13 protein-coding genes and 1 pseudogene are annotated in these 12,676 nt (G+C 68.3%); 6 read left to right on the top strand and 8 right to left on the bottom strand.

Going from position 1 to position 12,676, the window contains the following annotated elements; translation table 11 throughout:
* A partial coding sequence (locus ACTHNC_RS09230; protein ID WP_440294306.1) for a DUF222 domain-containing protein occupies positions 1-1,210 on the bottom strand: 1,210 nt, incomplete at its 3' end.
* Positions 1,211-1,408: 198 nt separating this feature from the next.
* On the bottom strand, positions 1,409-1,777 hold the full coding sequence (locus tag ACTHNC_RS09225) for a VOC family protein (RefSeq protein ID WP_440294305.1): 369 nt from the start codon (positions 1,775-1,777) through the stop codon (positions 1,409-1,411).
* A 74-nt stretch (positions 1,778-1,851) separates the two neighbouring features.
* Here ACTHNC_RS09225 and ACTHNC_RS09220 point away from each other — a divergent pair, with 74 nt between their 5' ends.
* Complete coding sequence (locus tag ACTHNC_RS09220) at positions 1,852-2,313, top strand: MarR family winged helix-turn-helix transcriptional regulator (protein WP_440294304.1); 462 nt, start codon at positions 1,852-1,854, stop codon at positions 2,311-2,313.
* Here the strand turns inward: ACTHNC_RS09220 and ACTHNC_RS09215 are convergent.
* On the bottom strand, positions 2,303-2,746 hold the full coding sequence (locus ACTHNC_RS09215; protein WP_440294303.1) for a pyridoxamine 5'-phosphate oxidase family protein: 444 nt from the start codon (positions 2,744-2,746) through the stop codon (positions 2,303-2,305). The two genes, ACTHNC_RS09220 and ACTHNC_RS09215, sit on opposite strands and share 11 nt — an antisense overlap.
* Before the next feature lie 40 nt (positions 2,747-2,786).
* Positions 2,787-3,518: a TMEM175 family protein gene (locus ACTHNC_RS09210; RefSeq protein ID WP_440294302.1), complete on the bottom strand. Its 732-nt coding sequence runs from the start codon at positions 3,516-3,518 to the stop codon at positions 2,787-2,789.
* A gap of 123 nt (positions 3,519-3,641) precedes the next feature.
* On the opposite strand from ACTHNC_RS09210, the gene ACTHNC_RS09205 reads away from it, so the two are divergent.
* Positions 3,642-6,092 carry an HAD-IC family P-type ATPase gene (locus ACTHNC_RS09205; protein WP_440294301.1) on the top strand — a complete coding sequence of 817 codons (2,451 nt, stop codon included), beginning with the start codon at positions 3,642-3,644 and terminating at the stop codon, positions 6,090-6,092.
* An 11-nt stretch (positions 6,093-6,103) separates the two neighbouring features.
* Here the strand turns inward: ACTHNC_RS09205 and ACTHNC_RS09200 are convergent, their stop codons facing one another.
* Positions 6,104-6,628, bottom strand: coding sequence for a hypothetical protein (locus tag ACTHNC_RS09200; RefSeq protein ID WP_440294300.1), 525 nt, complete (start codon positions 6,626-6,628; stop codon positions 6,104-6,106).
* Between the two features lie 678 nt (positions 6,629-7,306).
* Here ACTHNC_RS09200 and ACTHNC_RS09195 point away from each other — a divergent pair.
* Genes ACTHNC_RS09195 through ACTHNC_RS09180 form a run of 4 tightly spaced genes read left to right on the top strand, consistent with a single transcriptional unit; the run spans position 7,307 to position 10,392 of the window.
* Positions 7,307-7,915: a hypothetical protein gene (locus ACTHNC_RS09195; protein WP_440294299.1), complete on the top strand. Its 609-nt coding sequence runs from the start codon at positions 7,307-7,309 to the stop codon at positions 7,913-7,915.
* 45 nt (positions 7,916-7,960) lie between these two features.
* Positions 7,961-8,365, top strand: a complete 405-nt coding sequence (locus tag ACTHNC_RS09190; protein WP_440294298.1) for a hypothetical protein — start codon at positions 7,961-7,963, stop codon at positions 8,363-8,365.
* A 21-nt stretch (positions 8,366-8,386) separates the two neighbouring features.
* Entirely contained in the window at positions 8,387-9,211 is an 825-nt protein-coding gene (locus tag ACTHNC_RS09185; protein ID WP_440294297.1) for a hypothetical protein, read from the top strand.
* A complete protein-coding gene (locus tag ACTHNC_RS09180; RefSeq protein WP_440294296.1) occupies positions 9,208-10,392 on the top strand; it encodes an OmpA family protein in 1,185 nt (394 codons plus the stop codon). Before ACTHNC_RS09185 ends, ACTHNC_RS09180 begins: the two co-directional genes overlap by 4 nt.
* A 3-nt stretch (positions 10,393-10,395) precedes the next feature.
* Here ACTHNC_RS09180 and ACTHNC_RS09175 read toward each other — a convergent pair whose 3' ends face one another.
* The 3 genes and pseudogenes from ACTHNC_RS09175 to ACTHNC_RS09165 form a co-directional block, all read right to left on the bottom strand.
* Positions 10,396-10,911, bottom strand: coding sequence for a DinB family protein (locus tag ACTHNC_RS09175; protein ID WP_440294295.1), 516 nt, complete (start codon positions 10,909-10,911; stop codon positions 10,396-10,398).
* Between the two features lie 46 nt (positions 10,912-10,957).
* Positions 10,958-12,316, bottom strand: coding sequence for a serine hydrolase domain-containing protein (locus ACTHNC_RS09170; protein WP_440294294.1), 1,359 nt, complete (start codon positions 12,314-12,316; stop codon positions 10,958-10,960).
* Between the two features lie 147 nt (positions 12,317-12,463).
* Positions 12,464-12,676: pseudogene (locus tag ACTHNC_RS09165) on the bottom strand (helicase); the annotation flags it as partial.

The raw sequence follows: 12,676 nt of genomic DNA, 5'->3' as shown, positions 1-12,676 counted from the left end.
TCCCGTTGTGCATGCGGATCGCCCACCCACCGGTGTCGATGGACCGGTGGTGGAACCAGCAGACGGCGGCACCGTTGCTGGTGTCGGTGGGTCCCCCTCGTGAGTGCTCTTGCACGTGGTGGTATTCGCACCACCCGGCCGGGATACGGCAGCCGGGGATGACACACGTTTTGTCGCGGGCGGCGATCGCGCGGCGTTGCTGGGCGGTGAAGCAGCGTTCCGGCGCCCACAACGAGAGAATCTTCCCCTCCCGGAGGAGGAGTTTCTGGATCCCGCCGGCGCAGGCGAACTGGGTCACCGCCGCCATCGGGATCGGCTCCTCCACCCCGTCCATCCACCCGGCACCACGCCCCTCGGTCAGGTCGTGTTGGTCGACGGTGACCAGGACGGTCGGCGCGGCACCACCCATCGACGCCACCTGTGCACTGCGGGCGGCGGCATCGATCAGGGACGCGAACGCATCATGCCGCTTCTGCGGCGACGAACGATCATCCCAGCCCGCTTCTGCTGCGTCGTCGTCGTCGTCGAGGAACACGGGCTTCGATTTCGGGGACACCACCGCGGCGAGTGCTTGCTCCAGTTTCCCGGAGATCTCCGGCATCAACTCCATCCGATACCGCACCAACCCACCATGGGTGCCCAACCGGGTGAAGGTGCGGTGCCGCATCGCCTCCTCCGCACCGGTCTCCACCCCGTCCGGGTCCAACGCGATCTTCCACACCATGGCTTGGACACGGGTCTGGTCGGCGGAGAACCCGCCCACCGCCGACGCCACCAGTTCCTCTTCGGCGGTAGCCCAGTCGACGGGGTCCGCCCGAAGCTCCACACTCGACAGCGTGCTGATGATGATCCGGGCCGCATCCTCACCGAGGTCACCGGCGGAAACCGCTGCCGCGACAGCCGGGAACTTCGGCGGCAACAACCCACCAGTCAGCGACCCGCGCACGGTCACCGCCTGACCGAGCGCCGCCCGCCGGGCAGCGGTCGCTTCGGTCACCCCGGTCAACCGGGCGGTGAGTTCGGCGGGTGTGCGGCACCCGTTGCGCGCGGAGAGGCGTTCCGCACCGAGTCCTTTCGGAGACCGTTCCAGGATCTCTCCGGCGCAGTGCGCCCGCAACGCATCCACCCGACGACCCAGCACCTCCACCGCCCGCGTCGCTGCCAGGAGCGCCTCATCGCCGAGACCGTGCACCTCCACGGCCGGGAGCACGTCATCCAGTGCTGCCGCGAGCGCGTCGAACGCAGCCGACAGTGTCGCCGTCGGGTCGGCGGTCGGTGCGTTCGGGGTGCTCATGCGAACAAGTCAAACACCACCCACCGACATTCCGAACCGCACCCTGACCAGCACTTTTCCCTGTGGACAGCTGTGCAGTACAGACGGCTGTGGACGGAGAGCTGACCCCGCACCTCACGCCCGATCGTGGAGCGTGATGTGGTAGCCGTCAGGGTCGGCGAACGTGAAGGTGCGACCGAACGGGCCGTCGATTGGAGCCGCGACGATCGTGTGACCCTCGGCCACAAGCGCATCGTGGATCCTCTGCACGTCCGTCGCACGGAGCCAGATCGCCGCTCCGATGCCGGGCTGTGCGACGGAGGCCAGGTCGGTACCGGGAACGAGGTCTCGCAGTGCGAACGCGATCGGCGTCGTATCGAAGACGACAGCGTGCGGAGGGCCGGCCGGAGACCGGACGAGACCGAGGTACTTCTCGTAGAACTCCCGCGACACGTCGAGGTCGCGAACCTGGAGAGAGATGAAGTCGGGACCGGAAACGGGCATCGGGAAGCTCCTTACAAAAGCTGATTGAATGTGTCAGATTCCTGACACACACCACTCTATGTCAGAATGCTGACATGAGTCAAGACGAAGCCGGCATCCATCTGGAGACCTCGTTGGGCTACCTGCTGAAGGAGGCTTCGAGCGCACTGCGCGTCGCCATGGAGGCTGTGCTGCGCCCGCTCGGAATGACCGTGACCCACTACTCCTGCCTGGAACTGTTGGCGCAACGCCCGGGTCTGTCGAACTCCGAACTGGCTCGCGGCGCTTTCGTGACCAGGCAGTCGATGAACGTGCTGCTCCAGAACCTGGAACGTGACGGCTATGTCACCAGAGCCTCGGAGGCGACCGTCGGGAAGGTCCTTCCCACGCGACTCACGCCGCGCGGGAGACGGAGCCTGGAGAAGGCGTCCACCGCTGTCCGATCCGTGGAGCTGAGGATGCTGAGCGGTCTCTCGCAGAACGAGCAGGCGGACGCCTTCCGCATCCTGCAGAGCATGATCCGCGGGTTGCGCGACGAGGAGTCCGTCAGAGGGTGATGAGCCTGCGTGGCCGCAGGATCGTCACCACGGAATAGCCGCTCCACAGCTCCTCGAGGGTTTGCCCGAGGTATTGCAGGTCCAGCGCGTACTTCTCGAGAAACGGCGTCGTCAGCGTCGTGGCCCAGTCCTTCGCGGGTGTATCCGACACCTCTGCATCGCCCTGAAGCACGTGCACCTGTGCCGTGTCGGCACCCGCCTCGAGGTGGAAGAAGGCTCGCGGATTCTCCCGGAGATTCTTCACCTTGGCGGAGCCGGGCTGGTTGAAGACGATGATCGCGTCGTCGTGCCACAGGAACCACACGGGAACGGCATGCGGATATCCGTCTCGGCCGATCGTGCCCAGCCAACCGATCCGCTCGGCGCGAAGTCGGGCGATCGCCTTCGCGTGCCTCTCATCGGCCGGGTCGAGGACGAGGCCCTTCTCTTCCATGTGCTTTGCTCTCCTCCTCACGGCGGCGATGATCTCCGAATCAGCGTTCCGGGGTCGCGGATGCCTGCTTCGGCGGTCGCCGCACTCCGAGCATCCGGCCGATGAGGCGCGCCACCGGCCCGGTCAGCATGAGCAGGAACAACGCGAAGTAGCTGATCTCGGGCACAAGGATGCTGACGAGAAGGCTCACACCGAAGAGCACGATCATCGCGATGTTCACGGCGATGCCTCGCAGCAACGCGTCCGGCGAAATGTCATGCAGCGCCGGATGTGCACGGAGGAAGAGTTCCTGCGCGAGGGCCATCAGGCTGGCCACACCCATCGTTCCGACGTACGAGACCTTCACGAGCGCATCATCGCTGTCGAGGATGCTGATCATCGCCGTCGCCACCGGCAGCCACACGATGGTCAGCAGCCACGCCACGTTCAGCCAGAGCAGCGCAGTGCTCACGCGTCGCACGCCGGCGTACATGCGATGGTGATTCAGCCAGAACGTCGCGATCAGCGCGAAGCTGATCAGGAACGCCAGCAACAGAAGCCAGTTGTCCCCGAACCACTTCGCGGCACCGGGAAGCCTGTCAGGCGGGAGGTGCGCGAGGCTGGTGATGGCATCCAGCAACGGCAGGATGAGCAGCGTCAGCGCGATCGCGACGACGGCGTCGATGAACGCCTTCGCTCGGTCGGCGCTGAAGTACGACTCCACCACCTGGTCGTCGGCAGAGGTCCCGTCCGATCTCTCCCCGACGCTTCCGCCGCTGGCCTCTTCGCTCACTCGTCGATGGTACGGGCGTAGCGGCGCCGTGCTCCACGCAAAGTGCTCCATTATGCTCGCATCGGGCGGCGCGGATGCCGCTGAGCGTTCCTCGAACCCGCCCGAGCGTCGACAGGGGAGACGATGACCGACACGGCCGGCGCGACGCTCGGCCTCACGTCGGCCGAGGTCGCCGAACGGGTGGCAGACGGCCGCACCAACGCCTACACGGATGCCACGAGCCGCTCCGCGTGGAGCATCGTGCGCGCCAACGTGTTCACGCTGTTCAACGGCATCATCGTGGCCTGCTTCGCCGTGCTGCTCATCCTGGGGCGCTGGCAGGATGCCCTGTTCGGCCTGAGCGCTATAGCGAACACGATCATCGGATCCGTGCAGGAGTTCCGAGCGAAGGCTGCCCTCGACAAGCTGGCGCTGCTGCACGCACCGACGGCACGCGTTATGCGCGAGGGCGAGCTTCGCGACGTGACGATCGCCGACGTGGTGCTGGACGACATCCTCGTGCTGCGGGCCGGCGACCAGATCGCCGCTGACGGGGTGGTGATCGACTCATCCCGGCTGCAGGCAGACGAGTCGATGCTCACCGGCGAGTCGGATGCCGTCGACAAGCAGACCGCCGACGAAGTTCTGAGCGGCTCGATCGTCGTCGGCGGCGAGGGCACCGCACGGGTCACGCGGGTGGGCGCCGACTCGTTCGCCAACAAGCTCGCCAGTGAGGCGAAGCGGTTCTCACTGGTCGCGAGCGAGTTGCGGCGATCCGTCGACAAGGTGCTCAAGTTCCAGGCCTGGATCATCGGACCGGTCGCGCTTCTCGTGCTCAACGCGCAGATCTTCGTGTTCGGCGGCTGGCCGGAGGCGATCAGCAGCGGTGAGTGGCGGCAGGCCGCAGTGAACGCGATCGCATCGGTGATCGCGATGATCCCGCTCGGATTGGTGCTCATGACGAGCATCGCGTTCGCGGTCGGTGCGGTGAAGCTCGCGGCGCGGCAGGTGCTCGTGCAGGAACTCCCAGCGGTCGAGGGTCTCGCCCGGGTCGACGTGATCTGCCTCGACAAGACCGGCACGCTCACCGAGGGCGAGATCGTGTTCGATGAGGCGCATCCGGTGTTCCGCTCGACGTCCGGCACGCTTTCCACGCTGGAGGCCGAGCCCGTTCCCCGCGAAGCCCCGAGCGGCTGGGAGCAGGTGCTCGCCTGGTACGGCGCTGAACCCGACGCGAACGCCACGGCACGGTGCCTGGCCGCCGCCTACCAGGCGGAGTGCGACCTCGAGCCGGATGCGCGCATCCCGTTCTCGTCCGCCCGCAAGTGGAGCGCCGTGTCGTTCACAGGGGCCGCGGAGGGCACCTGGGTGCTGGGCGGTCCCGAGATGGTGTTCCAGGGCGACGCACACAAGGAGTTGCGGAGCAGATCCTCCCAGCTGGCGGCATCCGGTCGGCGAACGCTGGTGCTCGGGCACTGCCCCGCGGCGCTCACTCCAGAGCACGTCGACGCCGAGACCCTGCCCGCCGGGCTGAAGCCGGTCACACTGCTCACGTTCCGCGAGAGCGTCCGCTCCGACGCACTGGAGACGCTCGGCTACTTCGCGTCCCAGGGTGTGGACGTGAAGATCATCTCCGGCGACAATCCGCAGACCGTCGCGGCGATCGCCCGCGAGGTGGGGCTGGATGCCCCGAGCGGCTTCGATGCTCGCGAACTGCCCGACGACCAGGATGCCCTCGCCGCAGAGCTCGAGCGGCACACGGTCTTCGGGAGGGTCACTCCGACTCAGAAGAAGGCCATCGTGCAGGCTCTGCAGTCCAGCGGACACACGGTGGCGATGACCGGAGACGGGGTGAACGACGCGCTCGCCATCAAGGAGGCCGACATCGGCATCGCGATGGAGTCCGGCTCGGCCGCGACGAAGGCCGTTGCGCGCATCGTGCTGCTCGATGGCAAGTTCGAGCACCTGCCGGGCGTCGTCGCGGAGGGACGCCAGGTGATCGCGAACATCGAGCGCGTCTCGATGCTGTTCCTCACGAAGACCGCCTGGGCCACCGTGCTGGCGATCGTGTTCGGCATCAGCATCATGCAGTTCCCGTTCCTGCCGCGCCAGCTCTCCGTCGTCGACGGGCTGACCATCGGCATCCCGGCGTTCTTCCTGGCACTGATGCCGAACACCCGCCGCTACATCCCCGGATTCCTGCGCCGCTCGCTGAGCTTCGCGGTGCCGGCCGGCCTGGTGGTCGGCCTCGTCGTGTGGTGGTACGCGTGGGCGGCCGGCGGGGCGGGCATCCAGCAGGAGGAACTGCGCACCGGAGCCACCCTCATCCTCACGATCATCGGGTTGTGGATTCTCGTGGTGCTCTCCCGGCCGATCGACGGCTGGAAGATCGTGATCATCGGTGCCATGATGATCGGCCTCATCCTGGTGTACGCGGTTCCGCTGGCGCGCACGTTCCTCGGGTTCACCGACCCGTCGCTCATCACGACACTCCTCGTGATCGGCCTGTCGATCGTCGCGATCGCCGGTGTCGAGGTGGTGCGCTTCATCCACCGCCGCTATGTCCGCCGACATGGCGGAACCGGCGACTACTGACTTCGCGGCGATTACAGCCCGGTCTGTCGACGCGCGGCATCCTGCGCGCTGATGTGCGCGAAGTACCGGCCGCCTCTCCCCACCCAGAGAACGACGGTGGTGAGCACCGCGGCCGCCATGAGCGCGATCTCGAACCAGTACGACGTCGCGTCAACGACGAGCGCGATCACGGCGAGCGCGAACTCTGCGGCCATCGCGATCGTCGTCAGCACGCGCGCGTAGTGCTTGCCCCTGGTCAGAGCCGACGCCAGCGCGATGATGAAGAGCCCCAGAAGGATGACAACGGCACCGATCAGCGTGACACCGAACGATCCGCCGAACATGCCGTTGTCGACCACGTAGCGCAGCAGGATGAAGAGGATGCCCACACCGATCGCCAGGAACCCTGCGATGTACGTGAGCACGACGACGGCGATCAGCTCAGCGGGCGGCCGGTGCCGCACCGGCGGCTGAGGCGGTCGCTCCGGCTCGTGCGCTGGAGGCGATGCGTGCGCCGAGACCCGCGACGGATCGTTCGCGGGCGTTCCGGTGGTCATGCTCTCACCCTAGGTTTCGGCTCCAAAGGGATCGCCCAGGCAACTGCCCGCACGGCCGGCACACCTCGTATTCGGCCGAATGATCGGCGCGCCGGCCGGGTCCGGGCGTGGCGGTCAAGTCTGTTCGGGGCCGATGGGCGCAGTTGCGGCCCCCGCGGCATCCGCGCCCATGGCATCCCCACATGAGGCCGGTGACCCGAGCCAGCGCAGCTGGCTGGGCGCTGGGCCCCCATCGCCGGTTCCGGCGCGCCGCCCGCGGCGTGACGGCCGTGCGATAGGGAGGGTCGCGGCGAAGGCCCACCGGGCCTTCGCTCCCAGCTCCACCGCGCACATGCGAACATCTTGCCGCGCCGGGCGGCGACAAACCAGAGCACGTCGAAGCGAATACGGGCAGAACGGCCCGTTCCGGCGCCCCAGTTCGGGTGACTCCGCCACGGATAACGCCGACATCTCGATTCGCCGAGCGTCTGATGAGCCTCATGGCGATCTGTCATCCGGCACGCCTACCGTGTATCTCCTCGGTGCGGCCGGATCGGATCCGACCGCGACGAAGAGGAGGTCCCCGTGTCGGATGCCCGTGCCCTGCGTCCCCCGCGCACCCCTCGCGCTCCCTTGCGAGTCGGTGTGTTCACCCGGACCCGTCTGAGGCGGTTGGCGAAACGGGACGCCCGTGCCGGGGTGCCGCGAGCAGCCTACGAGGCTGAGCCGGTCGGCGATCCCACCCCGACGGTCGCCGCACTGCAGGCGCACGCGGCCACGTACGCGCAGCGGGAGGGCCAGCGGTTCTTCACTGATGTGCGCTCCCAGTGGATGGAGCACGAGGCGCTCGCTGACACCATCGTGCGCGAGCAGCGCGAGTACGCCGAGCGTTCCAGTGCGCTCGAACGCGCGGCGGCCGAGGCGCTGCGGGATGCGATGGCACAGCCCGACCCGACGAGCCCAGCTCACGAGGATCTGCGGCGACTCGAGCGGCGCATCCAGCGCGACCACAGAAGGTCGGCGCACCTCAAGGCGATCATCCACACCAGGTTCACCGTGGCGCGCCTGCGGGCGCGTCGGTACTTCGACTACTCGGACGAGAAGACGGCGATCTACTGGGGCACGCTGCGGCGGGTGCATCCTGCCGCCGAGAACATCAGTGACCGGCCGCCGGCACTCACCCGGCCCACCTGGCTCACGGTCGACGACAGCCACAGAGCGCTCGAGCTGTGGCACGGCACGGACCTGTTCGGCGGCGCGATCGCGGCGGGACACGCAGGCAACGGCGGGACGGACGCCGCAGGCTGAGCCGCTCGCACGCGACAAACCCGCATTATTCATGGGAGGGGAACGATGTCGAAACGGAATCGGCTGGGGGCCATCGTCGCCGTGGTCGACACGCACGACGCATTCGGGCTGGAGACGGTCGAGTACCGCCTGCCGAAGACGAAGCGCTTGTCGCGACGGCTGCGCTGGCGGCTCTGGCGCATGAGACGCTCGCTCGACGTGGAGACCCTGGATGTCTTCGAGCACGAGATCTCCGCGTTCGAGAACGCCGGTCTCGCCGACCTCGCGAGGCAGCGCACCCGGCACGAGTCCACCTGCGAAGCGCTGCAGACCATCGCGCGCGGCCGCATCGAGCTCGTGGACGGCGCGCTGCGCTCCGCGCACGCCGACCTCGGCAAGGCCGAGGCAGAGGCGGCCATGCTCGAGCGCAAGCTCGCCGCGCGCGATCCGCAGTTCCACAGCTACGCCTGAGCTCACGATGAGGGGGATGACATGGCTCGCGACATCGTGATGAAGCCGCCGCGGAGGGGTCCGCGGCTCGGCCGCCTCTCGCCGTTCGCGCACGTGATGGTCTACGTGCTGCTGCTCGGCATGATGGCGGTGGACTACTACCTGCTCTCGCAGACGCTCACGCTGCTGCTGCGCAACGACAGCCAGTACGGGTCGATCGGCGCCATGATGTACATCATCACGGCCGGCATCTCGGCCGCGATCGTGACGATTCCGCACCTGATCGCCGTGCTCATCCGTCGAATCGAAAGCGGCATCACCACCCGCGGCTGGGTCGCCGTCGTGGTCGGGCTCGGCGTGCTGTGGGCGGCCATCCTCATCGTCGTCACCCTCGCCAGAATCAAGGCGGGCATCGACGCGCAGGCTGCGGGCGGGCTCTCCGGCCTCGTCGGCGCAGGACAGCCGACGACCGCAACCGGCTTCTCCTGGACGGCGCCCGACACGATCATGGCGTTCCTCATGCTGGGCGTTCTCGCGACCTCCGGCGCCCTGAGCTTCGTCACCGCGTGGCTCACGACACGGCCCCTGGTCACCGCCGTGGAACGCGGATGGCGTCGGGTGGCACGGCTGCGCCAGTACCGCGATCGCCTGCTCGCGGAGCAGCTCAAGGCGGCGGAGGCGGTCGCGCAGCAGGCTGCGCAGGATGACGCGGACCGTCGACGCTACGAGCTCGCTCAGGACACGCTCCGCTCGCAGCTCGAGCAGGTGCGCGCCCAGCTCGCGACACGGCTGGCGCAGCGGCAGCGGGATCCGCAGGGAACCAGCCAGATCATCCACGAACTGCAGCTGAGAAGGGAGCCGCAGTGAGACATCCGCTCCGCTTCATCGCCCCCGCCGTGGCGGCCTGCCTCGTCGCCGTGTCGCTCGCGGCCTGTTCGTCGGCCGCGGCGTCGTCTGGACCGTGCAGCCAGGCGAACAAGCGGAACCTGGGCGTCGTCGCCGGCAGCACGGCGAACGAGCCGGCGACCCAGTTGCCGGCATCCGCGGCGCAGCAGCTGCAGGCGACAGGCGCGAGCAACGGAAGCGTGACGATCGTGGTGCCGTCCGGCAAGCCGGAGGCGCGCGGAACGACGCTGCTCGGCTCGACCGCCAACGACGACATCGTCTGCAAGAGCGACCAGCGCAACAAGCTCGCGCAGGTGACGAGCTACATCCAGTCGCTGAAGGCGTCCAGCCCGGAGGTGGACTTCCTCGACGCCATCGATCAGGCCGCGCGCAACCTTGGCGCGAACTCGATGGGCGTGCTCGTGATCGGGAACGGACTGCAGACCGTCGATCCGCTGAACTTCGCGGTGCAGGGCCTCCTCACCGCGGATGCGCAGCAGGTGGTCGCCGACCTGAAATCGAAGGGGGAGCTGCCGACCGACCTCAAAGGCGTCACGGTGTACTGGTCGGGCCTCGGCGACGTCGCGGGCGCCCAGCAGCCGCTGACCATCACCGCGCGCAGCAACCTGCAGGCGATCTGGGCGGCGATCATCAAGGCATCCGGCGGCACGCTCTCGGTGCTGCCCGAGCCGGCGTCCGGCGCAGCGGCGCCAGGGCTTCCCGCGGTCACTGCGGTGCCCGTCCCGGCCGCAGCGACCAAGACGGACTGGTCGCAGCCGATCATCGTGCGCGACAGCGACCTGCTGTTCGTCAAGAACACCGCCACGTTCTCTAACCCCTCCGCGGCAGAGAAGGTGCTGGCCGGTCTGGTTCCGTCGATCGAGCAGAACGGCCAGGTCGTCACCATCACCGGAACCGCCTCGAAGGACCAGGCGACCAGCAACACGGCCGACCTTGCACTGTCGAAACAACGAGCGGATGCCGTCAAGCAGGCACTCGTCACCCTCGGCGTGCCGGCATCCCTGCTGGCGACCGCCGGCGTCGGTCACTCGTGGTGCGGCTTCAAACCCGAGACGGATGCCACGGGCACCTACTCCGACGCCCTCGCCGAGCAGAACCGCACCGTCATCCTGACGTCCGCCGGCGTCCCGCTCTGCGGGTAGGACTCAGCGCGCATCCCACAGGTGGTGCACCGGGTCGTGGATGAAGTATCTCGCGAGCGACTCCACCGTGAAGACGCTCCCGTCGCTGCGGCGACCGCTGCGACCGAGAGCGGAGTCCGGTACCGCCTCCCAGGCATCCGCTAGCGCCTCCGCCGCCTCGCGCAGCTCGGCCGCCACGACGGCAGGGTCCTGCTCGCCGTACCGCTCGGCGACCGCGGTCGCATCCTGGTCCCAGTTCTCGAACTCGGGATCGTCCTGCGTCAGCAGCAGCTGCAGTCGGCGACCCATCACGCCGTAGACGTCACGCACGTGTGCCGCATACTCCAGCGGCGACCACGTGTTCTCGTCGGGGCGAACGCGTACGTCTTCGCGCTCGAGCACGGGCATCCACGCGGCCGCGTTCTCTCTCGTCAGCCGCCGGATCTCGCGGAACGCGACGGTACTGGCGTCGAATCCGCATTCCGGGCAGGCGCGCTCGAGCACCCACGTCCAGTTCTTCGTGTCGGGAACGATAGGCATGGCTCGAGGCTAACCGAGCGCGCGGGGCGGAATCTGCGCCGCCCGTTCAGTTCGCCGGCGCCGGGCTGTACGCGGCGGGAGCCGGCGACGTCGCCGGTGCAGGCGTCGGCGCGGGAGGCGCCCCTGCCGGTCGGCAGACCGCGAGCTGATCGAGGGCCGCCTTGGCGTCATCCGCCTTCCACGGCAGTGAGATCGTCGGCGCCTTGCGGCCGTCGGCCGGCTTGAACGCTGCCGCGATGGCGCTCAGCTCCATGGCCAGCGACTGGGCGTAGGCCGCGCCGGACGTCGAGTTGTTCAGCATGACCACGACCGTGAGCCCGGACTGCGGATCGCTCAGTATCGCGGTGATGAACCCGGGAACCGCGCCGTCGTGCCCGCGCATCGGTCCGAGCTGGATGCCGCCCATACCGTAGCGCTGCCACGCCGCGACGTTCGCGCCGAGCGGCACGGTCTTCCAGGCGACCTTCTTGGCGTCACCCTGGAGCAGGGATGCTGTCGCGAACGACTGCGCGAACGTCTTCAGATCGCCGAGTGTGGAGACGACGCCCTTCGCCGTCCAGGTGGCGCTGGGCGCCAGGTCGGTGTCGTCCACCACGGTGCCGCACTGGGGGGCGCCGGTGACCGTGTCCAGCGATGTGGCGTAGCCGTGCAACCCGGAACCCTGCAGGCTCGCCGAACTCGGCAGGCTCGACGACGACATGCCGAGCGGGTTGAACACCTCGTCGCGGTAGAGGGTCGCCCAGTCCTTTCCGGTCGCGGCCTGCAGCGCCATGCCGAGCAGGATGAACCCGGCGTTCGAGTACGACCACAGTTGTCCGGGCGTGCCGGCGCGCGGCTCGCCCATGCCGTTGGAGACGAGCTCGAGCGGCACGTAGGTGCGCAGCGGGTTGTCCACGAACTGCGGTGCCAGAGCCGCGGAGTAGTCGCCGAGGCCCGACGTGTTCTGACACAGCTGGCCCAGCTTCAGGTCGTCAACGCCGACCAGCCGCGGCAAATACTTCGACACCGAATCGTCGAGCGACACCTCGCCCTTCTGCACGAGCGACAGCAGCACGGTGCACGTCATCGGCTTGGTCACGGAGCCGATGCGCCAGGCCAGGTCGGGCGTCACCGGGTCCTTGCCGTTCGTGGTCGTCGTGCCCAGCCCAGCGGTGTAGCTTCCCGCCCACGGCGCCCAGACGCCCACGATCGCGCCGGATGCTCCGGCCAGCTTCATGGCATCCGTCACGGCGGTCTTCAGCGCGTTCGCCTCGCCGGACGGCAGGGTGACGGATGCCTGCGACGGCACCGGCGCCGCCGTCCCTGGTCCGGTGCACCCGGCAAGCGCGAGCGACCCGGTCAGCACCGTCGCCACCCCGGCTGCGAGCAGCGCGAACCGCCGATTGCGCCCCTCACGCCTTGGCATAGCTTTCCCCCTCAGGTCCCCCCGGCCCTGGATGTCGACGAGACCACCCTGCATTCCAGCCTATGTCGACAGTTGTCGGATACGGGGAGCGAGCGGTAACGAGACGACAACGGACCGACCGAAATCATCCCAAGGGATGACGTGTGGTCAGACCACAGCGCGCATGAACCGGTCCACGTCCCGATCGACCATGATGTCGCTCGGCCGGAGCGGGCGGGTGAGGTAGAGCCCCTCGAGCGAGGTGAGGCGGCTCAGCGCCACATAGGTCTGCCCCGGGCTGAACGCCCGGGCGCCGAGGTCGACGATCGCGCTGTCGTACGTCTTGCCCTGCGACTTGTGGATGGTGACCGCCCACGCGAG

This window comes from Humibacter sp., from assembly GCF_051954055.1.
GTDB lineage: Bacteria > Actinomycetota > Actinomycetes > Actinomycetales > Microbacteriaceae > Humibacter.
Note: the sequence above shows the minus strand (reverse complement) of the source record. Positions and strands in the feature narration are given on the sequence as shown.

Bases quoted from the DNA above. Each gene is read 5' to 3' on its own strand.
- ACTHNC_RS09225 (WP_440294305.1), bottom strand. From the start codon at position 1,777: ATGCCCGTTTCCGGTCCCGACTTCATCTCTCTCCAGGTTCGCGACCTC.
- ACTHNC_RS09220 (WP_440294304.1), top strand. From the start codon at position 1,852: ATGAGTCAAGACGAAGCCGGCATCCATCTGGAGACCTCGTTGGGCTAC.
- ACTHNC_RS09215 (WP_440294303.1), bottom strand. From the start codon at position 2,746: ATGGAAGAGAAGGGCCTCGTCCTCGACCCGGCCGATGAGAGGCACGCG.
- ACTHNC_RS09205 (WP_440294301.1), top strand. From the start codon at position 3,642: ATGACCGACACGGCCGGCGCGACGCTCGGCCTCACGTCGGCCGAGGTC.
- ACTHNC_RS09200 (WP_440294300.1), bottom strand. From the start codon at position 6,628: ATGACCACCGGAACGCCCGCGAACGATCCGTCGCGGGTCTCGGCGCAC.
- ACTHNC_RS09190 (WP_440294298.1), top strand. From the start codon at position 7,961: ATGTCGAAACGGAATCGGCTGGGGGCCATCGTCGCCGTGGTCGACACG.
- ACTHNC_RS09185 (WP_440294297.1), top strand. From the start codon at position 8,387: ATGGCTCGCGACATCGTGATGAAGCCGCCGCGGAGGGGTCCGCGGCTC.
- ACTHNC_RS09175 (WP_440294295.1), bottom strand. From the start codon at position 10,911: ATGCCTATCGTTCCCGACACGAAGAACTGGACGTGGGTGCTCGAGCGC.
- ACTHNC_RS09170 (WP_440294294.1), bottom strand. From the start codon at position 12,316: ATGCCAAGGCGTGAGGGGCGCAATCGGCGGTTCGCGCTGCTCGCAGCC.